The organism is Streptomyces sp. NBC_00388, assembly GCF_036061255.1.
Lineage (GTDB): Bacteria > Actinomycetota > Actinomycetes > Streptomycetales > Streptomycetaceae > Streptomyces.
The window spans coordinates 4849240-4873195 of record NZ_CP107948.1 but is presented as its reverse complement, the minus strand read 5'-3'; the positions used below and the strand labels follow the sequence as shown (position 1 = coordinate 4873195).

Below are 23956 nucleotides of genomic sequence, written 5' to 3'. Positions count from 1 at the left end.
GTGCGGCAGCCCTCCGTACGGCCGCACAGGGAGAGCCGCGGTACTAGGCCGCCGCGTTCTCGGTGATGGTGACCCGGCCCTTGCGGATGGTCGCGAGGCGGGGGGCCCGCCGGGCGAGCGCGGTGTCGTGGGTGACCATGATGAAGGTCAGCCCGTGCTCCTTCCAGAGCATTTCGAGTACCTCCATGATCTCGTCCCGCATGCCCTCGTCGAGGTTGCCCGTCGGCTCGTCGGCGAGCAGCACCTTGGGATTCTTGACCAGTGCCCGGGCGATGGCGACGCGCTGCTGCTGGCCTCCGGACATCTCGGACGGGAGGTGGCCGAAGCGCTCGGCGAGGCCGACGGAGTCCAGCGCGTCGGCGGCCCTCCCGCGGCGTTCGGACGCCCTGAGGCCGAGCGGGACGAGCGCGGTCTCGACGTTCTCCTGGGCGGTGAGCGTCGGAATCAGGTTGAAGGACTGGAAGACGAAGCCGATGTTCTGGGCACGCACCGTGGTGAGCTTGGCCTCGCTGAGCTTTCCGAGGTCGACGCCGTCGAGTACGACGCTGCCCTCGGTGGGCCGGTCGAGCGCGCCGAGCATCTGGAGGAGAGTGGACTTGCCGCCGCCGGTGGGGCCCTGGATGACCAGCCGGCCGCCGCCCTCGATGGTCAGATCGACTCCTGCGAGGGCGTCGATGGTTTTCTTGCCGCGCTGGTAGCGCTTGGTGACTCCGCTGAGTTCGTACATGGGACGGGTCTCAACTCCTGCTGTACGGGAGGGTGAAGAGGGAAGGCGCGGGATGGGGCCGCAGTGGCCCGGGGGCGCTACTCGACGCGGCGCAGGGCGTCCGCGGGGCGCAGCCGGGACGCGCGCCAGCCGCCGAAGCCGCCCGCGATGAGACCGCCGGCCACGGCAAGGGCCACCGCGAGGCCGATGGTGGAGACCGAGACGGGTGCGGTGAGCGCGATGTCGAGCGCCTTCGACGCGGCCTGCCTGCCACCGCCGAAGCCGCCCCGCATGCCGCCGCCGAAGCCGCCGCCACCGCCACCGCCGAAGCCACCGCCGGACGAGCCGACCGACGCCGACAGGGTCGGGCTGATGGCGGTCACGAGGTACGCGCCGCCCAGTCCCAGCGCGATCCCGATGACACCGCCGAGCAGCCCGTTGACCAGCGCCTCTCCGACGACCTGGCGGGTGACGCGACCGCTCTTCCAGCCGAGCGCCTTCAGCGTGCCGAACTCCCGTACCCGGCGGCTGACGGCCGACGAGGTGAGCAGGCCCGCCACCAGGAAGGCGGCGATCAGGACCGCGACCGACAGCCATCTGCCGACGTTGGTGGCCAGGCCGGACGCGGTGGAGAGGGAGCCGGACACGGTGTCCGCGAGGTCGGCCGAGGTGGTGACCGTGGTACCGGAGACGTTCTTCTGGATGGTCGACTTGACGCCGGAGATCTGCTGCGAGTCGGTGGCCTTCACGTACACCGTGGTGACCTTGTCCTTGGCCCCGGCCAGCGTCTGCGCCTGCTTCAGCGGCAGATACAGGTTGGCTGCGGCGTCCCCGCTGTCGGGGGTGGCGACGCCCACGATCTTGTAGGCGACCGACTTGACGGTCACGGTGGAGCCGGTCCTGAGCTTCTTCTTCTTCGCGTACGAGGCGTCCACGACGGCGACCTTGGCATCGGTCTCCGCACTGGTGAAGGTGCGTCCCGAGGTGATCTTCGAGGAGGTCAGCGGGCCGAGGCCGAGGTGGGCCACGTCCGTGCCGTACACGGTGTACGAGTCCACGTCGAAGTTGGCGCCGCCGCCCTGGACCGCGCCCTGAGGGGCTCCCCCGCCGCGGCCCCCGCGGCCGGTGGCGGCGCCGCCCGGGCGCTGCTTGTACTCGCCGCGCTTGAACTGCCCGTCGACCTTGAGCACGTTGAGGCTCAGCCCGCCGACGGCGCTGGAGACCCCGCTCTGCGCGCCCACCTTGGTCACGGTCGCCGCCGGCAGGGTCTGGAAGCCCTGCACCATCACCCGGTCGCTGCTCTGCTTCGAGTCGTCGCCGCTGCCCTTCGCGCCGAACTGGAACTTGGGCCGTGCGTTGCCTCCGGTGGTGCCGGCCGGCGCCTCGGCCTTCGTGACCGTCATATCCGTACCGAGGCCGTAGAGGGACTGCAGGACCTTGTCCTGGGCCCGGCCCATCCCTGCGGAGACCGAACTGACGACGATGACCAGCGCAATACCGAGGGCGAGCCCCGAGGCGACGACGAGCGCCGCCTTTCTGCGTCGGCGCAGCTCGCGCCGGAGATAGGTGAAGAACATGCGGCGAAAGTAGGGCGCGCCCGTGATGGCGGGATAAGGCCGGCGTGAGAGCGGGATGAGAAGGGGCCGGCGAGGTGGCGGGGCCCGCGGAGCGCGGGGAGAGCGCCGGAGAACGCGTCGGCGGCCCGTCCACGGGGGACGGGCCGCCGGCGTGCGGGGTGGCGGGGGGGGGCGGGCTCGCGCCCGGTCCGGTCAGGCGGCCGAACCGGCCTTCCACGCGGACCAGTTCAGGTTCCAGCCGTTGAGGCCGTTGTCCGGCTGGACCGTCTTGTCGTGGGAGTTCTTCACCACGACCACGTCACCGATGAGCGAGTGGTTGTAGAACCACGCGGCCGAGGTGTTCGGGTCGTTGGCGCCCTTGGTGTCGGAGAGCCCGACACAGCCGTGGCTGGTGTTCGAGTTCCCGAAGAGCGACTTGGCGCCCCAGTAGTTGCCGTGGATGAAGGTGCCGGAGCTGGACAGCCGCATGGCGTGCGGGACGTCCTTGATGTCGTACTCGCCCTTGCCGTCGGCGTTGGTGAAGCCGACGGTGGAGCCGTCCATCCGGGTCTGCTTGTACTTCTCCGAGATCACCATCTGGCCGTTGTACGTGGTGTGCTCGGGGGAGCCGGCCGAGATCGGGATGGTCTTGACCGTCCTGCCGTCCTGCATGACCTTCATCGTGTGCGCCGCGGCGTCCACGACGGAGACCTGGTTGCGGCCGATCTTGAAGCTGACGGTCTTGTCCTGGACGCCGGTGACGCCACTGGCGCCCTCGACTCCGTCCAGGGCCAGCTTCATCGTGACGGTCGAGCCTTCCTTCCAGTACTGGTCGGGGCGGAGGTCCAGGCGGGTGGGGCTGAACCAGTGGCCGACGACCTCCTGACCGCTGCTCGACGTCACCTTGACGGCGTCCTCGACGGCCTTCTTGTTGGTGATCGGCTTGTCGAAGTTGATCGAGACCGGCATACCGACGCCGACGGTCGACCCGTCCTCGGGCGTGAAGTTGCCGATGAAGCTGTGGGAGGGCGAGACCGTCGTGAACGACGAGTTCTCGTGCGCCTGACGGCCCTTGGTGTCCTCGGCCGTGACAGCGATCTTGTACGTGGTCGAGCGTTCCAGCGGGGCGTCCGGCTTCCAGCTGGCACCGTCGGCCGAGATCGTGCCCTTGACCGCCGTGCCCGTGGTGCTGGTCATCGCGACCTGGGTCAGCTTGCCCGAGCTGACGGAGACCTTGGCGTCCTTGTTGATGCCCGCGTTGTCGGCACCGCTCTTGGGCGTGATCGCTATTCGGGCGTCCGAGGTGTCCTTGGCCGCGGCCTCGTCGACCGCGCTCTGCGAGGACTTCTTCGCGCTGTCCGAGCCGCCGGCCTTGCTGTCGCCACCACTGCAGGCCGACAGCACCAGTACGCCGCCGAGCAGAGCGGACGCAGCCATCAGGCTCTTGCGCCGCCTACTTTCCGTCATCACACGCTTCTCCATCGTTGCCGAATACCCCGAAAATCCCCGAGCAGGTCACCTTGGCGCCGTGACCGTGTGCCCGCACTGCTCTTTAAGAACATCTGCACCGATGTGTCGGTTCCACATCTGCGGAAAATGTGTGGAACAACACGTGCGGCTCCGGAAGCCTTCCGGCCTCCCGGAGTGCGGCGCCGCACTCCGGGATCCCGTCCCGCTCCCCCGTGGACGCCTTGTCGCGCAACGGAGTTACGGGGTCACTCCCGTCTCCACGTCCGGCTCATCTTCCTCGTCCAGGTCCCATTCCAGCGAATCGGGGTCGTAGTCGATTCGTTCGCTCGACCACCCGGCCTGGACGAGCTCCACCCCCGGCACCTCGCCGAGCAGGTCGAGCGGGTCCACCAGGTGGGCGACCGCTTCTGCAGCGTCTTCCCTGACGGCCCTCTCGGCATGCGTACGGTCCTCACCCAGCATGCCGGGCTGCACTCCCTCCGCGTCGTCCGCGATCCGTTCGAGCGCGGCCTCGCAGAGCCCGGAGGCGTCGTGCACCTCCAGCACCAATTCCACCTTGAGCCGTACATAGCGGGATGTTTCTTCGTTGGTCATGCGACGGAGCGTAAGGCTCCTGACGCCCCTGGCTTTCCTGCGACCCGCTGCTTTCACTAGCATCGGCGCCCAGGAGCGCCAATTCAGGTTTGCAGCAAGGGAGATCGATCCTGTGTCAGCCCGCCGGCCCCTGTTGACCGCCGCGTCGGCCGGAGCGCTGCTCTGTGCCCTGTGGTTCGTCCCGTCGGCACACATCACCGGCGGTCAGCGGCCCGGCACCCCCGGCCACCCCGGGCAGCGGCACGCGGCCGCCCTCCCGGCCGCGGCCGGGAGGGCGGACACCACGCAGTACGTGGTCGGCGGATCACTGTTCCTGGGGCTCGGAGCAGCCTCGGTCGTCTGCGCGGGCCGCCGGATCCACACCGGCTGACCGCGGGGCGGGCGCCTCAGTCCAGCGCACCCGTCACCGTCTCCGCGGCCCTGACCAGGCCCCCGTCCCTGACGAAGGCATCGGCGGCGGCAAGGTCGGGAGCGAGGAACCGGTCCGGCCCCGGGCCCTCGACACCCGCCCGGCGCACGGCCTCGATCACCGCGCTGCTGGCGGGGGCCGGCGTCAGGCCCTCGCGCAGCTCGATGGCGCGAGTGGCCGCGTACAGCTCGATCGCGACGATCCGGGTGAGGTTGTCGACGGCGGTCCGCAGCTTGCGCGCCGCCGACCAGCCCATCGAGACGTGGTCCTCCTGCATCGCGGAGGACGGGATCGAGTCGGTGGACGCCGGGACGGCGAGCCGCTTCATCTCGCTCACCAGGGCGGCCTGGGTGTACTGGGCGATCATCAGGCCCGAGTCGACGCCCGCGTCGCCCGCGAGGAAGGGCGGCAGCCCGTGCGAGCGGTTCTTGTCGAGCAGCCGGTCGGTGCGGCGCTCCGCGATGGAGCCCAGGTCCGCCGCGGCGATCGCCAGGAAGTCGAGGACGTACGCGACGGGGGCGCCGTGGAAGTTGCCGTTGGACTCCACCCGGCCTCCCCCGGATCCTTCGGACTGGGAGGTGTCCCCAAGGAGCACCACGGGGTTGTCCACGGCCGCCGCGAGCTCGCGCCCGGCGACCGTACGGGCGTGCGCCAGCGTGTCGCGGCCCGCGCCGGCGACCTGCGGGGCACAGCGCACCGAGTAGGCGTCCTGGACGCGGGGGGCGTCGTCCTGGTGGTGGCCGGTGAGGCCGGAGCCCGCGAGGACCTTCATCATGTTGGCGGCGGCCACACCCTGGCCCGGGTGCGGGCGGATCGCGTGCAGCTCGGCGGCGAGCACCCTGTCCGTGCCGAGCAGCGCCTCCAGCGACAGGGCCGCGGTGATGTCGGCGGACGTGTAGAGCTTCTGCAGGTCGTCGAGGGCCATGACGAGCATGCCGAGCATGCCGTCGGTGCCGTTGAGGAGGGCGAGGCCCTCCTTCTCGCGCAGCTCGACGGGGGTGATCCCGGCGGCTGCGAGCAGCTCGGCGGCCGGGCGCACGGCCCCGTCGGGGCCTTCCGCGTCACCCTCGCCGATGAGGGTGAGCGCGCAGTGCGAGAGCGGGGCGAGGTCCCCGGAGCAGCCGAGCGAGCCGTACTCGTGCACCACGGGGGTGATGCCGGCGTTGAGGATGTCCGCCATGGTCTGCGCGACCTCGGGCCGCACCCCGGTGTGCCCGGAGCAGACCGTCTTGAGCCGCAGGAACATCAGCGCCCTGACGACCTCGCGCTCCACCCGCGGGCCCATGCCCGCGGCGTGCGAGCGCACGATGTTGCGCTGGAGCTGCGCGCGCAGGTCCGGGCTGATGTGCCGGGAGGCGAGCGCGCCGAAGCCGGTGGAGACGCCGTACACCGGCTCGGGCTTGGCGGCCAGCGCGTCCACGATCTCGCGGGCGGCGGCGAGGGCGGTGAGAGCCTCGGGCGAGAGCTCGATCCGGGCGTTGCCGCGGGCCACTGCGAGGACATCCCCGGCGGTGGTGCCGGAGGTTCCCACGACGACTGTATGCATATCCATATTCAGAAGCGTACGTACTGAATCCTGAACTGTCACCATCGATGGAGGGGTGGACCCCTTACCCGCCCGGGCCGGCCCGCTTGCCCCGCAGGCGCCGCCGGTCACCGGTGTGCGACGGCGTGTCCGCGAGCCGCATCACCGTGCGGTCCCGCCCCGCCACCACCGGCTGCGCCGACCTGGCGGCCTTCGCCCGGTACTGGGCGGCGTCGGCCAGCCGGAACAGCCGGCGGGCGGACTTCAGCGGCCCGATCGGATCCCCGGTGGACGCGACACCGCACGCCACCCCGTCCCCCAGCTCCAGTTCGGCCGCCCGCGTGCAGAGGTCGTCGGCGACCGCGATCACCTCGTCCGCCGACGGGCCCACCGAGAGCAGACAGAACTCGTCACCGCCGAGCCGCGCGGCCAGCGCTCCTGGCAGCACCGCACCGCAGACGGAGAGGACCGAGCCGAAGCGTTCGAGGAGACGGTCGCCGACCTCGTGGCCGTGGGTGTCGTTGACCCGCTTGAGACCGTTGAGGTCGCAGACCATCAGGCTGACGACCGTCCCGTCGGCCACGAACCGCTCGACCGCCGCATCGAGCCCGATGTCGACAGCGCGCCGGTTCGCGAGCCCGGTCAGCGGGTCGGTGAAGGCGAGTTTCCTGACCTCCTCAAGCCGTTCGGTCTGCGCGAGCCCGGCCGCCACCACCGCGGCGAGCACCGTCGCGAAGTCCGCGTCGGCCCGGTCGAAGACCGGCGTCCCCACCGGCCTGGCCACATACAGCTCGCCCCAGGCCCGCCCGCTCAGCACTATCGGCGCGACCACGCAGCTGCCGCGCCCCCGCCTGCGCAGCGCGGCCACCCGCTGGTGGCAGTAGCCCGCCGATGGCCCGGCGGGTCCGTCGGCCGTCTCGACCCAGGCATTGGGCTCGCCGCCGCTCGCCCACCGCTCGTGCAGGAATTCGGCGATCTCCGGGAAGTGGTTCACCGGGTAGGTCTCGGCGTCCGGGAATTCCGCCTCGTCCTCGGCCCGCTCCCCCACGTTGGCGAGCACCTTGAGCCGGCCCAGCTCCCGCTCCCAGACCGAGAGCGCGGCGAAACTGCCGCCCAGCGCCTCGCACGCACCGAGCGTGGCCGCCCGCCAGGACCCACGCACGCTGTGCGCCGACGCCATGGCCTGCGCCAGCGTCACCACGGCTCGCAGCCGCACATCGTCACCCATTGCATCAGCTTAGGGACGATGTGCGGCTTTTGAGCAGTTATACGTTACGGACGGTGACAACGGGGCGTAAGGGTGTGCCCGTGCAGGCCCTCACTCGCCCGGCCACTGGGGCTTCCGCTTCTCGTTGAACGCCGCCACTCCCTCCGCCCGGTCCCCGGAGAAGGCCACCGACCGCCAGGCCGCGTCCTCGACCTCAAGGCCCGCCCGCAGGTCGAGCCCGTGCCCCAGCCGCAGCGCCCGCTTGGCCGCCCGCAACCCCACCGGCGAGTTCGCCGCGATACGGCCCGCCAGCTCCAGCGCCCCGGTCCTGGCGTCGTCGGCCACGATGTCCACCAGGCCCAGCTCCCGCGCCTCGGCGGTCTCCACCCGCCGGGCGGTGAACACCAGCTCGGCCGCGCGGGCCGCGCCGACCCGGCGCGGCAGCAGCTGGGTGCCCCCGCCGCCGGGGATCACCCCGACCGACACCTCGGGCAGCCCCACGACGGCCGTCGCGTCGGCGACGATCAGATCGCAGGCCAGCGCCAGCTCGAACCCGCCGCCCAGCGCGAACCCGTGCACGGCGGCCACGGTGGGCATCGGCAGCTCCAGGACACCGGTGTAAGCGGCGCGCGCCGTGGGACGCTGGCGCACCAGCTCCGCGTCCGTGAGGGAGTTGCGCTCCTTGAGGTCGGCGCCCACGCAGAAGGCCCTGTCGTGGGTGGAGGTCAGCACGACGGTACGCGCCGACGGGTCCGCCGCCAGCGCCTCGCAGGCCGCCGCGAGCGAGCGCGCCATCTCCGTCGACACCGCGTTCATCGCCTTGGGCCGGTCCAGGACCAGCTCGGCGACATGGCCGTGGCGGCGTACGACGACGTACTCGCCGAACCGCCGGCCGTCCGCCCCGCCCGTTCCGGTATCTGAGATCTCTGAGGTCATCCGCGCACGATAGCCAGCGCGGAGAGCGGGCGTCAGCCCCCCGGCGGCGCCCGCCCGGTGCGGCGTACTCAGCCGCGTGACGCGGAGCCCGCCCCGCCCGGCGTCACGTCGTGCGGCGGGTGAGCAGCCACGGTTCGACCACGCCGAGCCCGCGCACCGGCCGCTGCCACATCGGCTGGAGGGCGAAGCGGTAGGCCGGCGGCTCCTCGCCGCTCTTCTCCGCGCGCTCGGTCTCGGCCGCCGCCTCCGACTCGGAGACCGGGGCGTCGCCGTGGCGCCCCAGCTCCTCGGCGAGCGCGCCGTCCACCAGGACCGTGTCCTTCGGAGCTATCGAGGTCAGCCGGGAGGCCAGGTTGACCGTCGTGCCGAACACGTCCCCCATCCGGGTCGTGACGGTGCCGAAGGCGATACCGACCCGGAGCTCCGGCATGGTGTCGTCGTTGCTCATGGTCTCGATGAGCCGCAGCGCGATCTCGGCCGCGGTCCCCGCGTCGTCCGCCGCGTACAGCACCTCGTCCCCGAGGGTCTTGATGAGCCGGCCGCCGTGCGCGGCCACCAGGTCGGCGCAGGTCGTCTCGAAGGCCTCGACCAGCTCGCCGAGCTCCTCCTCCTCCAGGCGCCGGGTCAGCCGGGTGAAACCGACGAGGTCGGCGAAGCCCACCGCGAGCCTGCGGTCGACCATCTCCTCGTCGTCCGCCGCCTGCACGACCCGCCCGGTGGCGGCCGCCAGCTGGCGGCGCCACACATAGCGCAGGAACTCCTCCAGCTCCGGGAGCAACAGCTCCACCAGCGGATACGTGACCTCCGTGCGGGTCATTCCCGGCTCGGGAGGCTCGGTGAGGCCGGCCAGGAAGGAGTCGATCTGCCACTCGGCGAGGCGCGCGGTGGTCTGCCCGGTGGACCGCGCGACCTGCACGGCCATCGGCTCGCTCAGCAGCCCTGCCTCGACGAGACCGGCGAGACGGCGGAGCGCCAGCACGTCCGCCTCGGTGAGCGCCTTGGCCTGGCCGATGTCGGGGAAGCCCATCGCCCGCCAGAAGCGGGAGGCGAGCTCCATCGAGACACCGGCCGTGCGGGCGGCCTGGAAGGGGGTGTAGCGGCGGTCCGCGCCGAGGATCAGCTGTTCGAGACGGATCGCGAGCGGATCGTTGGTCGGCTCCGCGGTGTGATCGACCTCATGGTGGGGGGTGCGGTACGGAGAGAAAGGGGGCTCCTCGTCCGCACCCGACGAGATGTCGTCGACGGTCACCTGCCGCCTCCTGCCCATTCCCTGCGCACTGCCCTGCCGATCTGGCCGACGCTCCGTGCTGCTCTGCCGCGGATCGCCTCAACCATACGGCAGGTGTGCCGTAGCTCACGTGCCTGTCGCGGTCCGGCCGGTCCCGGGTGTCTCAGACCGGCCGCAGATGCACGATGTCACCCGCGCCGACCGGCTGCACCCCGTCCGCCGTGGCCAGCACCAGCCGGCCGTCGCCGTCGACCGCGACGGCCTCCCCGGTCAGGGACGTGTCGCCGGGCAGCTCGGCGCGGACCGTACGCCCCAGGGTCGAGCAGCCCGCCGCGTACGCCTCCTGGAGCCGGGATGCGGCCGGATCGCCGTCCGCGGCGCGCCACTCCACGTACCACTGCTCCAGCGAGCGCAGCACGGCCCGCAGCAGCGGGTCCCGGTCGGTGGTGGCCGCGCCCGCGAGGGCCAGCGAGCCCGCGGTGGGGACCGGCAGTTCCTCCGCGCGGAGCGAGACGTTGACACCGACGCCGACCACGACGGCGCCGTCCGCGGTGCGTTCGGCGAGGATGCCGCCCGCCTTGCGCTCGGCGCCGGACGCCGCCTCCCCCGTACGAAGCGCGCCGGAGTCCCCGGGGACCGTGACGAGCAGGTCGTTGGGCCACTTCAGCGAGGTGTCGACACCGGCCGACCTGGAGAGCCCGGCGGCCACGGCGACCCCGGTGAGCAGCGGCAGCCACCCCCAGCGTTCGGCCGGGACGCGCGGGCCCGGCCGCAGGAGTACGGAGAAGAAGATCCCGGAGCGCGCGGGCGCCGACCAGGTGCGGTCCAGCCGCCCGCGGCCCGCGGTCTGCTCCTCGGCGACCAGCACCGCGCCCTCGCCGAGTCCGGCGGCCCGCCCCGCGAGGTCGGAGTTGGTGGATCCGGTGGTCGTGACCACGTCGAGGGAGGTCCACAGGGACTCCGGCCGCACCAGCGCGCGGCGCAGCGCCGAGGCGTTCAGCGGCGGGCGTTCCAGATCCGACCAGCGGTTCCCGGGTACATCGGATGACGTCATGCAACCCACAGTAGGTGTGGCCAACGACGCACTGCCGAGGCGCACCAGCGCCGATACGCTACGTGCCAGTAGCCGAACCGCCCTGTCACACGTCTGAGCACCCAGGGAGCCGCATCCCGATGTCCGAGCCGGATGAGATCAACGTCCACACCACCGCGGGCAAGCTCGCGGATCTCCAGCACCGCATCGAAGAGGCGACACACGCCGGTTCGGCGCGCGCGGTGGAGAAGCAGCATGCCAAGGGCAAGCTGACAGCCCGCGAGCGGGTGGAACTGCTGCTCGACGAGGGGTCGTTCACGGAGCTGGACGAGTTCGCCCGGCACCGCTCGACCAACTTCGGCATCGAGAAGAACCGCCCGTACGGCGACGGCGTCGTGACCGGTTACGGCACGGTCGACGGCCGCCCGGTCTGTGTCTACTCGCAGGACTTCACCATCTTCGGCGGCTCGCTCGGCGAGGTGTACGGCGAGAAGATCGTCAAGGTCATGGACTTCGCCATGAAGACCGGCTGCCCGGTCATCGGGATCAACGACGGCGGTGGCGCCCGTATCCAGGAGGGCGTGGCCGCGCTCGGCCTGTTCGCCGAGATCTTCCGCCGCAACGTCCACGCTTCGGGCGTGATCCCGCAGATCAGCCTGATCGTCGGCCCGTGCGCGGGCGGCGCCGTGTACTCGCCCGCCATCACCGACTTCACGGTGATGGTCGACCAGACCTCGCACATGTTCATCACGGGGCCCGACGTCATCAAGACCGTCACCGGTGAGGACGTCGGCTTCGAGGAGCTGGGCGGCGCTCGTACGCACAACACGACCTCCGGTGTGGCGCACCACATGGCGGGCGACGAGAAGGACGCGATCGAGTACGTCAAGTCGCTGCTCTCGTACCTCCCTTCGAACAACCTCTCCGACCCGCCGGCCTTCCCCGAGGAGGCGGACCTGGAGACCTCGGACGTGGACCGGGAGCTGGACACGCTCATCCCGGACTCCGCGAACCAGCCGTACGACATGCACACGGCGATCGAGCATGTGCTGGACGACGGTGAGTTCCTGGAGACGCAGGGGCTGTTCGCTCCGAACATCGTGACCGGTTTCGGCAGGGTCGAGGGCCATCCCGTCGGGATCGTCGCCAACCAGCCCATGCAGTTCGCGGGCTGTCTGGACATCAACGCGTCGGAGAAGGCGGCCCGCTTCGTCCGCACCTGCGACGCGTTCAACGTCCCGGTCATCACCTTCGTGGACGTACCGGGCTTCCTGCCGGGCGTCGACCAGGAGTACGGCGGCATCATCCGGCGGGGCGCCAAGCTGATCTACGCCTACGCGGAGGCCACCGTCCCGCTCATCACGGTCATCACCCGCAAGGCGTTCGGCGGGGCGTACGACGTGATGGGCTCCAAGCACCTGGGCGCCGACCTCAATCTCGCCTGGCCCACCGCGCAGATCGCGGTGATGGGCGCGCAGGGCGCGGTGAACATCCTGCACCGGCGCACCATCGCGGCCGCCGAGAACGCCGAGGAGACCCGCGCCGAGCTGATCTCCGAGTACGAGGACACCCTGCTCAACCCGTACGTGGCAGCCGAACGCGGCTATGTCGACGCGGTGATCATGCCGTCCGAGACGCGTCGGCACATCGTGCGGGGGCTGCGCCAGCTGCGTACGAAGCGGGAGACCCTGCCGCCCAAGAAGCACGGCAACATCCCGCTCTAGGTCCTGTCCGGACGCTACCCACTCAGAAGGGCTCGACGATGATCAAGGTCGTACGGGGAAACCCGACCCCGGAGGAGCTGGCCGCCGCGGTGGCGGTGGTCCAGGCGCGCGCCGCGGCGGCGGCGTCCGAGCCGTCCGGGGCGCCACTGCCGCGCGAGGAGTGGTCCGATCCGGCGCGCATCGCCCGCCACCGAATGCAGCAGCCGGGACCGCGGGCGTGGGCGCGCACCTTCTGGCCGGGGTAGCCGGGGGGACTCACCGGCGCCACCGGTGAGTCCGCGCCGCGGCGGGAGTCCTTCCTGGTGTCATGCACTCCGGCCGCCTCAGCGGCCGGAGTGTCCCACCGCGAAAGGAACCCGTCATGGCCTTCACCCGCGTACTCGCGGTCGCTCCGGTGACCGACATCGGGACATCGGTGACCTGGTACGAACGGCTGTTCGGCCGACCGGCCGACACCAGGCCGATGGAGTCCCTGGCCGACTGGCATGTCTCCGCATCGGGCTGGATCCAGGTCTTCGTCTCGCCCGAACACGCGGGAAAGGCGCTGCTCAACCTGGCGGTCGACGATCTGGACGCCGCGCTGGCGGAGCTGGCGGACCGCGGTCTGACGGCGGGCGAGGTCAGCCCCGGCGGGCAGCGGGCCAGGTTCGCCGCCCTCCACGACCCCGACGGGAACCGGGTCACTCTGATCGAGAACCCGGTCTCCTGACGGGCCGGACGCGGGTCAGGCGGCCCGTACGTGCGCCGCGGCCCGCTCCGCGGCGCGCACCACCCGCTCGGTGTCCACGTTCACCAGCTCGCCGCCCGACTTCCGCAGAAAGCCGTCGACGAAGATCTCGGTGACGTTCGGGGGCTGGCCGTTGAGCACGATCTGGCTGATCCAGTCGAAGCGCGGGGCGAAGTTGAGGGTGCCGGGGTCGATAACCAGGACGTCGGCGCGCTTGCCCGGCGTCAGCGACCCGATCCGGTCCGCCATCCCGATGCACTCCGCGCCGCCCAGCGTGGCCAGCCGCAGCACGGCCGGGATGGTCGGATGGACCCCGGCGTCCTGGTGGAGCGCCCGCTGGAGCCCGACGGCCGCCTTCATCACGTTGAACATGTCGGAGGTGTCGTTGGTGCCGCCGTCGTGTCCGAGCCCGGCCTGGACACCGTGCCGGTGCAGCGCGGGCAGCGGCATGATGCCGGAGGCCAGCCGCATGTTGCTGAGCGGGCAGTGCGCCACCCGTACGTCGTGGTCCCCGGCCAGCGCGATCTCGTCGTCGGTGAGATGGATCGCGTGGTTCATCAGCAGGCCGGGCCCGAAGGCGCCAACCTCGCGCAGGGCCCGGATCTGCTCGTCCTTGCGGTCGGACCTGTTCTCCAGCACATGGGAGTTGATCATCAGGCCGAGGTCGCGGGAGACCTCGTGCAGCAGCCGCAGGTCCTTGATGCCGGACATGCCCGCGTGGACCGCCACCTGGGCGGAGGCCAGCGGCAGCGGATCCAGGAAGTCCTTCTTGACCTGCGGTACGAGGTGGCGGTCGGCGCCGCTCTGGGTCATCGCGTAGACGAAGCGCAGCCCGGAGTCGTGCAGCGCGCGGATGTACCGCTCACTGGTCTCGTACGGGATCGGGTGCACCCAGTCGACGACGGTGGTGACACCGGTCTGCAGGGCGTCGAGGGCCGCGAGGTGGACGAAGCCGTACATGTCCTGGGCGTCGATCTTCGGCAGGACGGTCCGGTTGCACGCCGCAAGCCAGCCGGTGACGTCCTGGTCGGAGCAGCCGCCGCGGATGCTCGACTGCCAGAGGTGGTTGTGGATGTCGACGAAGCCGGGCAGGACCAGCTTGCCGGTGGCGTCCACCACCCGCGCGCCGCGCGGCACGTCGAGGCCCTTGCCGACAGCCGCGATCCCGCCGTCCCGCAGCAGCACATCGGCGCCGCCCTCCAGGGTGCCTAGCACGCCCTCGCCGACGCCGGGGTCCATCGTGAGGACGAGGTCGGCGCCGCGCAGCACCGTGGTCCGCCGCTCCCCCGGACGCTCGCCGTGACCGGGGGGCCTTTCGCGGGCCGCGGCCGGTAATCCGGCTGCCGCAGCCAGGGGAACACTGCCCAGACCTGCGAGAACGTCACGGCGGCTCATTTTCGGAAAGTTCATTCCGTTTTTATACCGCGGTCACGGCGTGGCGCGGCAAGGCGGCTTCCAGCCAACTGACGCGCCGTCACATCATGTGGAGGAGTCCGACTCGTCCGGGCAGCTGAGTACCCGTACTCAGGCGCCGGACCTCCCTCCGGCCGCACCATCGAGCGCATGCTGTGGTCCGACCCGGAGAACAAACCGCCCAAGGAACTGCGAGACGCCCAGGCGATGCTGCGCCGTGCCGGTCTGATCCTCGCCGGGGCGATGGTTCTCGTGATGGTGGTCCTGAGCCTGCGCTGAGCCGCGGGCCCCCGGGCCGGCCGCCCCGGGGGGCGGTCGTACGCGGTCATACGATGGGCCCATGACTGCTCAGCGCCGACTCGTTCTCGGCTCCGCATCGCCCGCCCGCCTCGGACTGCTCCGCAACGCCGGGCTCGACCCCGAGGTGATCGTCAGCGGAGTGGACGAGGACGCGCTCAGCGCGCCCACGCCCGCCGGACTCGCTCTCGTCCTGGCCGAGGCCAAGGCCACCTCCGTCGCCGCCCGGGACACGGCGGCCGGCGCCCTGGTGATCGGCTGCGACTCCGTGCTGGAGCTGGACGGCCGGGCGCTCGGCAAGCCCGCGGACGCCGAGGAGGCCACCGCGCGCTGGATGTCCATGCGCGGTCGCGCGGGTGTGCTGCAGACCGGCCACTGCGTCATCGACACCACGACCGGCCGCCGCGCCTCGGCCACCGCCTCCACCACGGTCCGCTTCGGCGAACCGTCGGACGCCGAGGTCGCCGCGTATGTCGCGAGCGGCGAACCGCTCCATGTCGCGGGGGCGTTCACCCTCGACGGCCGCTCCGCCCCGTTCGTCGACTCCATCGAGGGCGACCACGGCAATGTCATCGGCCTGTCGCTGCCGCTGCTGCGCAGGCTGCTGGCCGAACTGGACGTGTCCCTCACCGACCTCTGGGTCTGAACGGCGCCCGCGGGCCAGGTCCCGGGCGTCTGAACGGCGCCCGGGAGCCAGGTCCCGGGGCTGCGGGTCGGGGCCAGCCGGGTCAGGTCAGGTGCGGTCGGGCCGGCGGGACGGGCCCGGCCGAGCAGCTCAGCTGCCGGGGCGCAGCGCCGGGGATCCCGGTCCGTACGAAGCCGAGCCAGGTGGCGCGCAGTGCGGCGCCGAGCGCGTCGACCTCCTCCCACGGTGCGCTGCCCAGCATCGGCGCGCCTTCCCAGGCGGCCCTGCCACCCAGCAGCAGCGGCAGTTCGAGGCAGTGCGTCGCCCCGAGCGCCGAGCCCGCCGGGCGCCAGTCGAGACGGTAGGCGTGCACGCGGGCACCGGCCTGTTCGAGCGCGCCGCCCAGCTCAGCGAGCGGGGCGGCGTACATCCGCGCGGTGAGCTCCGCCGGATCCCCTTCCTGGCCGGGGAAGGACGTCATGTCGTCGGCGTTCCACCCGTACAGCACGTCGAGCCCGCGGACGTTCCTCCCGGGGGCCGCACCGGCGAGCACACCCTCCACGGGGCTGAACGGAGGCTCCATGGCACTGCCCGACCTGAGCAGATGGGCCACCGCCGTCTCCCGCTGCGCGTCCAGCAGCTCCGCGTGGTCCGCGTCCGCCGGGGACTTGCCCCGGGCCGCGAGGTGACCGGCGAAGACCCGGCCGAGCGCGCCGGCGTCCGCCCGGGAGCGCCCGGTGAGCGAGAGAGGGGCGCTCTGCATGATCACGCGGTGGAAGAGCCCCCGCGCCTCGTCCATCTCCATGAGCAGCCGGATCGAGATCCCGCCCGCCGACTGGCCGAAGACGGTGACGCGGCCGGGATCCCCGCCGTACCCGGCGATGTGGTCCCGCACCCACCGGAGCGCTTCGAGCTGGTCGTACAGACCGAGGTTCCCCTCGCTGACCCCGTCGAGGCAGAGGTAACCCAGCGCACCGAGGCGGTAGTTGACCGCGACGACCACCACATCGCCCTGTGCGGCGAGCGCGCCCCCGTCGTACCAGTCCAGGATCCCGGCGCCGCTGCTGAACCCGCCGCCGTGCAGCCAGACCATCACCGGGCGGGCCCCGCCGTCCGCGGCCGGGGTGGTGACGGTCAGATGCAGGCAGTCCTCGCCCTGGGGGAGGTCGTCGCGGGGCGGGCCCATCACCGCGTCGAGCCGGGAGGCCGGCTGCGGGCAGATCTCGCCGGTGGACGGGCGGGTGTCCCCCGCCGCCACCGCGCGCGGCCGTCCGAAGCGCTCGGCCCGCGCATAGCGGATGGGGCCCGTACGGACCGGCTCGGTCCCGGTCGTCCGCGCGCCGCGGTCCGTCATCCCGTACCTCCTGCGATCGGTCACCGGCCGGACGCCGGGGGACCCGCCGCCCCAGTCTCCGCCAGGAGCGCTGCTGACCGGACGTCAGGCCGCCGCGGGGGCGCCGTCGGCCGTCCGGGGCTCCGGGCGGGTCCTGTCGTACGCCACGAGAGTCAGGACGATCAGTCCGAGCACCACGACCATCGCCACGAAGGCCGGCCAGCCGACCAGGCCAAGGGTGAGCGCGCCCAGGACGCCGTGCACCACCGCGCAGGTGATCAGCAGGATCCGGCCGAAGCGGCCGGGCGCGTGGTCCGTGAGCGCGGCACGCAGCGGGAAGAACGCACAGAGCAGCAGATAGGCGCCGAAGACACCCCCGGCCACCCAGGAGCCGGTGCTTATCGCGCTCGGGTCGAGGCCCGCCAGGGACATGTTCTGGTTGTCGGCGACCTTACCGAGTATCAGATTCACGAAGGCGATCCCGAAGGCCTCCAGGACGAGGACGATCGCAGCCACCAAGGCCACCGGCCTGCGCGCCATGAGCCACCCCCAGTCCGAATACCCCAAGTGCGGTGCCGTCCGGCCCCGTCGGCCGGTCCATCACCGCTTGTTACCGCAAGTACGTGCGATACCGCGCAGGCTACTCATGGGTACTCGCCGGGACAAGGGGTCTGGAGGGACGGCAAAGAATCTTCCGTCCCTTCGTAGGGACTCAACAAAGAAACGCGAGCCGCAGCGGTCCCGACCGACAGAGACCTAAGCCACATGGCGGGGCTACTGTGGGTTCCGGAAACCCTCCGTACCGTGGTGTGACAAGGGAATTCGCGGCACCGCCGATGCTCGCGTCACACCGTGTGTGGGGAAGCTCACCCATGGGGGCAGGTCGAAACACGGTGTCGGCAGTCCCTAAACTCAGCATGTTTCAGCGAACTCTTCGGCACGATGACCTGCCGAGTAACCCGGCTCGGGTGCGAGCGGGGAAAACACAGCAAGGAGGGAGCCATCGTGCACAAGGTGCTCATCGCCAACCGTGGCGAGATCGCTGTCCGCGTCGCACGGGCCTGCCGGGATGCCGGAATCACGAGCGTAGCCGTCTACGCCGAGCCGGACCGGGACGCACTGCACGTACGCGCGGCCGACGAGGCCTTCGCCCTGGGCGGTGACACCCCGGCTGCCAGCTACCTGGACATGGGCAAGGTCCTCCAGGCAGCGAAGGATTCGGGCGCCGACGCCATCCACCCCGGATACGGCTTCCTCTCCGAGAACGCCGAATTCGCCCAGGCCGTCCTCGACGCCGGGCTCACCTGGATCGGCCCGCCGCCGCAGGCCATCCGCGACCTGGGCGACAAGGTCGCCGCCCGGCACATCGCGCAGCGCGCGGGCGCCCCCCTCGTCGCCGGCACCCCCGACCCCGTCGAGGGCTCCGCCGAGGTCGTGGCGTTCGCCGAGCAGAACGGCCTGCCGGTCGCCATCAAGGCCGCCTTCGGTGGCGGCGGTCGCGGCCTGAAGGTCGCGCGCACCCTCGAAGAGATCCCCGAGCTCTACGACTCCGCGGTCCGCGAGGCCGTCGCCGCCTTCGGCCGCGGCGAGTGCTTCGTCGAGCGCTACCTCGACAAGCCCCGGCACGTCGAGACGCAGTGCCTGGCCGACCAGCACGGCAACGTCGTGGTCGTCTCCACCCGCGACTGCTCCCTCCAGCGCCGCCACCAGAAGCTGGTCGAGGAGGCTCCCGCCCCCTTCCTGAGCGAGAAGCAGAACGCCGAGCTGTACGCGGCGTCCAAGGCCATCCTCAAGGAGGCCGGTTACGTCGGCGCGGGAACGGTCGAGTTCCTGGTGGGCGTCGACGGCACGATCTCCTTCCTGGAGGTCAACACCCGCCTCCAGGTGGAGCACCCGGTCACCGAAGAGGTGTCCGGCATCGACCTGGTCCGCGAGATGTTCCGCATCGCCGACGGTGAGGAGCTCGGCTACGGCGACCCGCAGTTGCGGGGTCACTCCTTCGAGTTCCGTATCAACGGCGAGGACCCGGGCCGCGGCTTCCTTCCCGCACCCGGCACCGTCACCACCTTCGCGGCGCCGACCGGCCCCGGTGTCCGCCTCGACGCGGGCGTCGAATCGGGCTCGGTCATCGGCCCCGCGTGGGACTCGCTGCTCGCCAAGCTGATCGTCACCGGCGCCACCCGCGAGCAGGCGCTGCAGCGTGCCGCCCGCGCGCTGGACGAGTTCACCGTGGAGGGCATGGCCACCGCCATCCCGTTCCACCGCGCGGTCGTCGCCGATCCCGCCTTCACGGACTCCCCCTTCCGGGTGCACACCCGGTGGATCGAGACCGAGTTCGTCAACGAGATTCCCGCCTTCGCCGCCGCGTCCGACACGGACGAGGACGAGGCAGGACGCGAGACGATCGTCGTCGAGGTCGGCGGCAAGCGCCTTGAGGTCTCGCTGCCGTCCTCGCTGGGGATGACCCTGGCCCGTACCGGTCTGGCCGCGGGCGCCAAGCCCAAGCGCCGGGCGGCGAAGAAGTCCGGCTCCGCCGCGTCGGGCGACTCGCTCGCGTCCCCGATGCAGGGCACGATCGTCAAGGTCGCGGTCGAGGAGGGCCAGGAGGTCAAGGAGGGCGATCTCATCGTCGTCCTGGAGGCGATGAAGATGGAGCAGCCGCTCAACGCGCACCGCTCCGGCACCATCAAGGGCCTCACCGCCGAGGTCGGCGCCTCCCTCTCGTCGGGCGCCATGATCTGCGAGATCAAGGACTGATGGTGCCGGACCCGGGGCCGCCGCGGCGGCCCCGGGTCCGGCCCGTCACCGACCTGCGTGAGCCCCCGTCCGGACAACACCGGGCGGGGGCTCGTCGCGTGGCAAGGCGGGACCGGGAAGGCTCCGGGTGTACGGCCCCGCGGGATTGTTGTTCACACGGCGGAGGGGTGGGACAGGAGTCAGCGGCGTCGCATGTCGGCCACCCGCGCCTGCTGTTGCTGCTCGGCGAGCGAGACCGCGCTGCGCAACGGCTGCGGCCCCGGCCCGCCCGGATGCGTACGCCGCTGTCCGGGGAGCGGCATGTCCCTGCGCGGCGGACGAGCCGCGGAAGGGCTCTCCCCGCCCGCTCCGGAGACCGGGCCGCCGCCCTGCCCGGCCACCGTGATCTGCACACCCTGATCGGCCAGCGCCTGCAACTCCGTTGCCGCGCGGTCGTCCTGTGGCGGTGGCTCGTCGGTGACCAGCCGGGTGATCACATCCGTCGGCACCGTCTGGAACATGGTGTCGGTGCCCAGCTTGGTGTGGTCGGCGAGGACCACCACCTCGGCGGCGGCCTGCACCAGAGCCCGGTCGACGCTCGCCGAGAGCATGTTGGAGGTGGAGAGACCGCGCTCGGCGGTCAGTCCGCTGCCCGAGAGGAAGGCACGGGAGACCCGCAGCCCCTGGAGGGACTGCTCGGCACCGCTGCCCACCAGGGCGTAGTTGGAACCGCGCAGCGTGCCGCCGGTCATGACGACCTCGACCCGGTTGGCATGCGCCAACGCCTGGGCCACCAGAAGCGAGTTGGTGACCACGGTCAGGCCGGGGACGCGGGCCAGCCGGCGGGCCAGCTCCTGGGTGGTCGTCCCCGCACCGACCACGATGGCTTCGCCCTCCTCGACGAGCCCCGCGGCGAGATCGGCGATGGCCGTCTTCTCCGCAGTCGCGAGATGGGATTTCTGCGGGAAGCCGGACTCTCGCGTAAAACCACCCGGCAGTACCGCACCGCCATGGCGGCGGTCGAGGAGTCCTTCCGCCTCCAGCGCCCGCACGTCCCGCCGTACGGTCACTTCGGAGGTCTGGACGACACGGGCGAGCTCCCGGAGCGACACAGCCCCGTTGGCGCGCACCATTTCAAGGATCAATTGGCGACGTTCAGCAGCGAACACGAAACAGACAGTAACCTGACCGGCCGATAGTTCTCAGCACTTTGCGCCGAAAAACAGAAGTTGCGCACAGGTGGGGGCAGCAGGTGGTATATGGGGCGCAGTTGGCGCTTGCCGGTACGCAGGACGGGCCCGCGGAGCTGGTCCGCGGGCCCGTCCCCCAGGTCGGGCGGGTCAGCCCTCGCCGGCCGTCTTCCGTGTGTGCAGCTGCCGCGCCACTTCGGCGATCGAGCCGGAGAGCGACGGGTACACCGTGAAGGCGTTCGCGATCTGCTCGACCGTGAGGTTGTTGTCGACCGCGATCGAGATCGGGTGGATCAGCTCGCTGGCCCGGGGAGCCACGACCACTCCCCCGACCACGATGCCGGTACCCGGACGACAGAAGATCTTGACGAAGCCGTCCCTGATCCCCTGCATCTTGGCGCGCGGGTTGCGCAGCAGCGGGAGCTTGACGGCGCGCGCCTCGATCTTGCCCGAGTCGACGTCGGCCTGGCTGTAACCGACCGTGGCGATCTCCGGGTCGGTGAAGACGTTGGAGGAGACCGTCTTGAGGTTCAGCGGCTGCACCGCGTCACCGAGGAAGTGGTACATCGCGATCCGGCCCTGCATGGCGGCGACCGAGGCGAGAGCGAAGATCCCGGTGACGTCACCGGCCGCGTAGACGCCGGGGGCGCTCGTGCGGGAGACCTTGTCGGTCCAGATGTGGCCCGACTCCCTGAGCCGGACCCCGGCCTCGTCCAGGCCCATGCCCGCGCTGTTGGGGATCGCGCCGACCGCCATCAGGCAGTGCGTGCCGGAGATGACCCGGCCGTCGGCCAGCGTGACCTCGACCCGGTCGCCCACCCTCTTGGCGGAGGCGGCGCGCGAGCGGGCCATCACGTTCATGCCCCGGCGGCGGAAGACGTCCTCCAGGACGGCGGCCGCGTCCGGGTCCTCGCCGGGGAGCACGCGGTCCCGGCTGGAGACCAGCGTGACCCGCGAGCCGAGCGCCTGGTAGGCGCCCGCGAACTCGGCACCGGTGACGCCGGAGCCGACCACGATGAGCTCTTCGGGGAGCTCGTCCAGGTCGTACACCTGCGTCCAGTTCAGGATGCGCTCGCCGTCCGGCTGCGCGTCCGGGATCTCCCGGGGGTGGCCGCCGGTCGCCAGCAGCACGGCGTCGGCCGTCAGCATCTCCTCGGTGCCGTCGGCCGCTGTGACGGCCACCTGGCGGGAGCCGTCCATCGCCTGCTGCCCGACGAGCCGGCCACGCCCGCGCATCACCCGGGCGCCGGCCCTGGTGACCGATGCGGTGATGTCGTGCGACTGGGCGAGCGCGAGGCGCTTCACCCGCCGGTTCACCTTGCCGAGGTCCACGCCGACCACCCGGGCCGCCTGTTCCAGCGGCGGGGTGTCGTCGGCGACGATGATGCCCAACTCCTCGTACGAAGAGTCGAAGGTCGTCATCACCTCGGCCGTGGCGATCAGAGTCTTGGAGGGCACGCAGTCGGTGAGCACGGATGCCCCGCCGAGACCGTCGCAGTCGACGACGGTCACCTCCGCGCCGAGCTGGGCGCCCACCAGTGCGGCCTCATATCCGCCTGGTCCGCCGCCGATGATCACGATCCGGGTCACGAAAAATCCGCCTCGCGTTGTCACCCCGGCCGCACTGCCGCCCCGGCCGGGGGTCCGGGGGGTGCCCCCGGGGAATGCAGTACGTGCTTCATTGTCCCGCACTCTCCGGGATGCTTCACCCCCGGGGCACCCCCGGCTTCCCGGGGACGGCGCGGCGGCCCTTCCACCCGCCCGCCGGGGCCGGGCGACCCGGCCCCGAAATGCCACTGTCGTACCCTCGACACCATGTCGCTCTACGCCGCGTACGCCGGCAACCTCGACGCGCGGCTGATGAGTCGCCGCGCCCCGCACTCCCCCCTGCGCGGCACCGGCTGGCTCAACGGCTGGCGGCTGACCTTCGGCGGGGAGCAGATGGGCTGGGAGGGCGCGCTCGCCACGCTGGTGGAGGCCCCGCGCTCGCAGGTCTTCGTCGCCGTGTACGACATCGCGCCGATGGACCAGGACTCGATGGACCGCTGGGAGGGCGTCGGCCTCGACATATACCGGCGGATGCGCGTCCGCGTGGACACCCTGGAGGGCGAGGAGCCCGCCTGGATCTACGTACTGAACGGGTACGAGGGCGGACTGCCGTCGGCGCGCTACCTGGGCGAGCTGGCCGACGCGGCCGAGTCCGCGGGAGCTCCGCACGACTATGTGATGGAGCTGCGCAAGCGCCCCTGCTGAGGCCGGCGGGAGGGGCCGCGCTGCCGGGCGGACGGCCCGTTCCGGGGCGTTCGTCGGAAACGACAAGACAACGATCCGAAGTCCGTCGGCCAAGACATCTACGCGCGTAGGCCCAGAACGGTTACCCTCTTCGGCGTGAACGCTTCAGTTAACCCGGACATCCAGGGCGCCGCCGAGAACCCCATCGTCGCCGCCGACGCCGCCGCCACGCGCCTGCGCGAACTCACCGGCGCCGACACCCATGACGTAGCCCTCGTGATGGGCTCCGGCTGGGCACCGGCAGTCGACGCGCTGGGTACGCCCGTGGCCGACTTCGCCGTGACCGAACTGCCCGGGTTCCCGCCGCCCGCCGTCGAGGGCCACGGCGGACGCGTCCGCTCGTACGCCGTCGGCGGCAAGCGCGCGCTGGTCTTCCTCGGCCGCACCCACTACTACGAGGGCCGCGGCGTCGCCGCCGTCTCGCACGGGGTGCGCACCGCCGTCGCGGCAGGCTGCAAGACCATCGTCCTGACCAACGGCTGCGGCGGCCTGCGCCCCGGCATGCGGCCCGGCCAGCCGGTCCTGATCAGCGACCACCTCAATCTGACGGCCACCTCGCCGATCATCGGCGCGAACTTCGTCGACCTCACCGATCTGTACTCGCCGCGGCTGCGCGCGCTCTGCAAGGAGATCGACAGCACGCTGGAAGAGGGCGTGTACGTCCAGTTCCCCGGCCCGCACTACGAGACGCCCGCCGAGATCAACATGGTCCGGGTGCTCGGCGGCGACCTGGTCGGTATGTCCACGGTGCTCGAAGCCATCGCCGCGCGCGAGGCAGGCGCCGAGGTGCTCGGCATCTCGCTGGTCACGAACCTGGCGGCCGGGCTGAGCGGCGAGCCGCTCAACCACGAAGAGGTCCTGCAGGCCGGACGCGACTCGGCCGCGCGGATGGGAGAGCTGCTCTCGAAGGTCCTGGAGCGGATCTGACGCGCCGGCCGGGGCTCAGGGGCCAAGG

General features: G+C 71.5%; 23 protein-coding genes. 9 read left to right on the top strand and 14 right to left on the bottom strand.

Going from position 1 to position 23956, the window contains the following annotated elements; all coding sequences use genetic code 11:
- Positions 1-43: 43 nt before the first annotated feature.
- From OG917_RS21960 to OG917_RS21945, 4 genes are all read right to left on the bottom strand, one after another.
- A complete protein-coding gene (locus tag OG917_RS21960) occupies positions 44-727 on the bottom strand; it encodes an ABC transporter ATP-binding protein (protein ID WP_328319310.1) in 684 nt (227 codons plus the stop codon).
- Between the two features lie 77 nt (positions 728-804).
- On the bottom strand, positions 805-2283 hold the full coding sequence (locus OG917_RS21955) for an ABC transporter permease (protein WP_328319309.1): 1479 nt from the start codon (positions 2281-2283) through the stop codon (positions 805-807).
- Between the two features lie 192 nt (positions 2284-2475).
- A complete protein-coding gene (locus OG917_RS21950) occupies positions 2476-3729 on the bottom strand; it encodes a L,D-transpeptidase (RefSeq protein WP_328319308.1) in 1254 nt (417 codons plus the stop codon).
- A 240-nt stretch (positions 3730-3969) separates the two neighbouring features.
- Positions 3970-4326: a hypothetical protein gene (locus tag OG917_RS21945; protein WP_328319307.1), complete on the bottom strand. Its 357-nt coding sequence runs from the start codon at positions 4324-4326 to the stop codon at positions 3970-3972.
- A 112-nt stretch (positions 4327-4438) separates the two neighbouring features.
- Between OG917_RS21945 and OG917_RS21940 the strand changes: the two genes are divergently transcribed.
- Positions 4439-4696 carry a hypothetical protein gene (locus OG917_RS21940; protein WP_328319306.1) on the top strand — a complete coding sequence of 86 codons (258 nt, stop codon included), beginning with the start codon at positions 4439-4441 and terminating at the stop codon, positions 4694-4696.
- Positions 4697-4712: 16 nt separating this feature from the next.
- Here OG917_RS21940 and hutH read toward each other — a convergent pair whose 3' ends face one another.
- The 5 genes from hutH to OG917_RS21915 all read right to left on the bottom strand — a co-directional run bounded on the left by hutH (position 4713) and on the right by OG917_RS21915 (position 10685).
- Positions 4713-6281, bottom strand: coding sequence for a histidine ammonia-lyase (gene hutH, locus OG917_RS21935; RefSeq protein WP_328322076.1), 1569 nt, complete (start codon positions 6279-6281; stop codon positions 4713-4715).
- Between the two features lie 64 nt (positions 6282-6345).
- Positions 6346-7488: a GGDEF domain-containing protein gene (locus OG917_RS21930; protein ID WP_328319305.1), complete on the bottom strand. Its 1143-nt coding sequence runs from the start codon at positions 7486-7488 to the stop codon at positions 6346-6348.
- Between the two features lie 90 nt (positions 7489-7578).
- Positions 7579-8403, bottom strand: a complete 825-nt coding sequence (locus OG917_RS21925; RefSeq protein ID WP_328319304.1) for an enoyl-CoA hydratase/isomerase family protein — start codon at positions 8401-8403, stop codon at positions 7579-7581.
- Between the two features lie 103 nt (positions 8404-8506).
- Positions 8507-9652 carry an adenylate/guanylate cyclase domain-containing protein gene (locus tag OG917_RS21920; RefSeq protein ID WP_328319303.1) on the bottom strand — a complete coding sequence of 382 codons (1146 nt, stop codon included), beginning with the start codon at positions 9650-9652 and terminating at the stop codon, positions 8507-8509.
- Between the two features lie 142 nt (positions 9653-9794).
- Complete coding sequence (locus OG917_RS21915; RefSeq protein ID WP_328319302.1) at positions 9795-10685, bottom strand: biotin--[acetyl-CoA-carboxylase] ligase; 891 nt, start codon at positions 10683-10685, stop codon at positions 9795-9797.
- 119 nt (positions 10686-10804) lie between these two features.
- Here OG917_RS21915 and OG917_RS21910 point away from each other — a divergent pair, with 119 nt between their 5' ends.
- The 3 genes from OG917_RS21910 to OG917_RS21900 all read left to right on the top strand — a co-directional run bounded on the left by OG917_RS21910 (position 10805) and on the right by OG917_RS21900 (position 13097).
- Positions 10805-12388 (top strand): acyl-CoA carboxylase subunit beta, encoded by a 1584-nt coding sequence (locus OG917_RS21910; protein WP_328319301.1) that lies wholly within the window; start codon positions 10805-10807, stop codon positions 12386-12388.
- A 38-nt stretch (positions 12389-12426) separates the two neighbouring features.
- Positions 12427-12633, top strand: a complete 207-nt coding sequence (locus tag OG917_RS21905) for an acyl-CoA carboxylase subunit epsilon (protein ID WP_328319300.1) — start codon at positions 12427-12429, stop codon at positions 12631-12633.
- 116 nt (positions 12634-12749) lie between these two features.
- The gene (locus OG917_RS21900) at positions 12750-13097 is read left to right on the top strand and encodes a VOC family protein (RefSeq protein ID WP_328319299.1); all 348 of its coding nucleotides are present in this window, start codon (positions 12750-12752) and stop codon (positions 13095-13097) included.
- Between the two features lie 15 nt (positions 13098-13112).
- Here OG917_RS21900 and OG917_RS21895 read toward each other — a convergent pair whose 3' ends face one another.
- Positions 13113-14525: an amidohydrolase family protein gene (locus OG917_RS21895; RefSeq protein WP_328319298.1), complete on the bottom strand. Its 1413-nt coding sequence runs from the start codon at positions 14523-14525 to the stop codon at positions 13113-13115.
- 153 nt (positions 14526-14678) lie between these two features.
- Here OG917_RS21895 and mmpB point away from each other — a divergent pair, with 153 nt between their 5' ends.
- Together mmpB and OG917_RS21885 are read left to right on the top strand one after the other, a co-directional pair.
- The gene (gene mmpB, locus OG917_RS21890; RefSeq protein WP_328319297.1) at positions 14679-14807 is read left to right on the top strand and encodes a morphogenic membrane protein MmpB; all 129 of its coding nucleotides are present in this window, start codon (positions 14679-14681) and stop codon (positions 14805-14807) included.
- Positions 14808-14868: 61 nt separating this feature from the next.
- Complete coding sequence (locus OG917_RS21885; protein ID WP_328319296.1) at positions 14869-15471, top strand: nucleoside triphosphate pyrophosphatase; 603 nt, start codon at positions 14869-14871, stop codon at positions 15469-15471.
- 82 nt (positions 15472-15553) lie between these two features.
- Here the strand turns inward: OG917_RS21885 and OG917_RS21880 are convergent, their stop codons facing one another.
- Positions 15554-16804 carry a carboxylesterase family protein gene (locus tag OG917_RS21880; protein ID WP_328319295.1) on the bottom strand — a complete coding sequence of 417 codons (1251 nt, stop codon included), beginning with the start codon at positions 16802-16804 and terminating at the stop codon, positions 15554-15556.
- An 84-nt stretch (positions 16805-16888) separates the two neighbouring features.
- On the bottom strand, positions 16889-17323 hold the full coding sequence (locus OG917_RS21875; RefSeq protein ID WP_328319294.1) for a hypothetical protein: 435 nt from the start codon (positions 17321-17323) through the stop codon (positions 16889-16891).
- A 465-nt stretch (positions 17324-17788) separates the two neighbouring features.
- Here OG917_RS21875 and OG917_RS21870 point away from each other — a divergent pair, with 465 nt between their 5' ends.
- A complete protein-coding gene (locus OG917_RS21870) occupies positions 17789-19540 on the top strand; it encodes an acetyl/propionyl/methylcrotonyl-CoA carboxylase subunit alpha (protein WP_328319293.1) in 1752 nt (583 codons plus the stop codon).
- A gap of 179 nt (positions 19541-19719) precedes the next feature.
- Here OG917_RS21870 and OG917_RS21865 read toward each other — a convergent pair whose 3' ends face one another.
- Together OG917_RS21865 and OG917_RS21860 are read right to left on the bottom strand one after the other, a co-directional pair.
- Positions 19720-20688, bottom strand: a complete 969-nt coding sequence (locus OG917_RS21865; RefSeq protein WP_328319292.1) for a DeoR/GlpR family DNA-binding transcription regulator — start codon at positions 20686-20688, stop codon at positions 19720-19722.
- 171 nt (positions 20689-20859) lie between these two features.
- A complete protein-coding gene (locus OG917_RS21860) occupies positions 20860-22299 on the bottom strand; it encodes an NAD(P)H-quinone dehydrogenase (protein ID WP_328319291.1) in 1440 nt (479 codons plus the stop codon).
- Between the two features lie 225 nt (positions 22300-22524).
- Between OG917_RS21860 and OG917_RS21855 the strand changes: the two genes are divergently transcribed.
- Positions 22525-22962: a gamma-glutamylcyclotransferase gene (locus OG917_RS21855; RefSeq protein WP_266853853.1), complete on the top strand. Its 438-nt coding sequence runs from the start codon at positions 22525-22527 to the stop codon at positions 22960-22962.
- 135 nt (positions 22963-23097) lie between these two features.
- Positions 23098-23928 carry a purine-nucleoside phosphorylase gene (locus OG917_RS21850; RefSeq protein ID WP_328319290.1) on the top strand — a complete coding sequence of 277 codons (831 nt, stop codon included), beginning with the start codon at positions 23098-23100 and terminating at the stop codon, positions 23926-23928.
- Positions 23929-23956 lie beyond the last annotated feature (28 nt).

Excerpts from the sequence above, each read along its gene's own strand:
- OG917_RS21885 (WP_328319296.1), top strand. The coding sequence starts at position 14,869 with ATGACTGCTCAGCGCCGACTCGTTCTCGGCTCCGCATCGCCCGCCCGC.
- OG917_RS21955 (WP_328319309.1), bottom strand. The coding sequence starts at position 2,283 with ATGTTCTTCACCTATCTCCGGCGCGAGCTGCGCCGACGCAGAAAGGCG.
- OG917_RS21960 (WP_328319310.1), bottom strand. The coding sequence starts at position 727 with ATGTACGAACTCAGCGGAGTCACCAAGCGCTACCAGCGCGGCAAGAAA.
- OG917_RS21905 (WP_328319300.1), top strand. The coding sequence starts at position 12,427 with ATGATCAAGGTCGTACGGGGAAACCCGACCCCGGAGGAGCTGGCCGCC.
- OG917_RS21895 (WP_328319298.1), bottom strand. The coding sequence starts at position 14,525 with ATGAACTTTCCGAAAATGAGCCGCCGTGACGTTCTCGCAGGTCTGGGC.
- OG917_RS21900 (WP_328319299.1), top strand. The coding sequence starts at position 12,750 with ATGGCCTTCACCCGCGTACTCGCGGTCGCTCCGGTGACCGACATCGGG.
- mmpB (WP_328319297.1), top strand. The coding sequence starts at position 14,679 with ATGCTGTGGTCCGACCCGGAGAACAAACCGCCCAAGGAACTGCGAGAC.
- OG917_RS21925 (WP_328319304.1), bottom strand. The coding sequence starts at position 8,403 with ATGACCTCAGAGATCTCAGATACCGGAACGGGCGGGGCGGACGGCCGG.
- OG917_RS21910 (WP_328319301.1), top strand. The coding sequence starts at position 10,805 with ATGTCCGAGCCGGATGAGATCAACGTCCACACCACCGCGGGCAAGCTC.
- OG917_RS21880 (WP_328319295.1), bottom strand. The coding sequence starts at position 16,804 with ATGACGGACCGCGGCGCGCGGACGACCGGGACCGAGCCGGTCCGTACG.
- OG917_RS21950 (WP_328319308.1), bottom strand. The coding sequence starts at position 3,729 with ATGACGGAAAGTAGGCGGCGCAAGAGCCTGATGGCTGCGTCCGCTCTG.
- OG917_RS21915 (WP_328319302.1), bottom strand. The coding sequence starts at position 10,685 with ATGACGTCATCCGATGTACCCGGGAACCGCTGGTCGGATCTGGAACGC.
- OG917_RS21930 (WP_328319305.1), bottom strand. The coding sequence starts at position 7,488 with ATGGGTGACGATGTGCGGCTGCGAGCCGTGGTGACGCTGGCGCAGGCC.
- hutH (WP_328322076.1), bottom strand. The coding sequence starts at position 6,281 with ATGCATACAGTCGTCGTGGGAACCTCCGGCACCACCGCCGGGGATGTC.
- OG917_RS21945 (WP_328319307.1), bottom strand. The coding sequence starts at position 4,326 with ATGACCAACGAAGAAACATCCCGCTATGTACGGCTCAAGGTGGAATTG.
- OG917_RS21875 (WP_328319294.1), bottom strand. The coding sequence starts at position 17,323 with ATGGCGCGCAGGCCGGTGGCCTTGGTGGCTGCGATCGTCCTCGTCCTG.
- OG917_RS21855 (WP_266853853.1), top strand. The coding sequence starts at position 22,525 with ATGTCGCTCTACGCCGCGTACGCCGGCAACCTCGACGCGCGGCTGATG.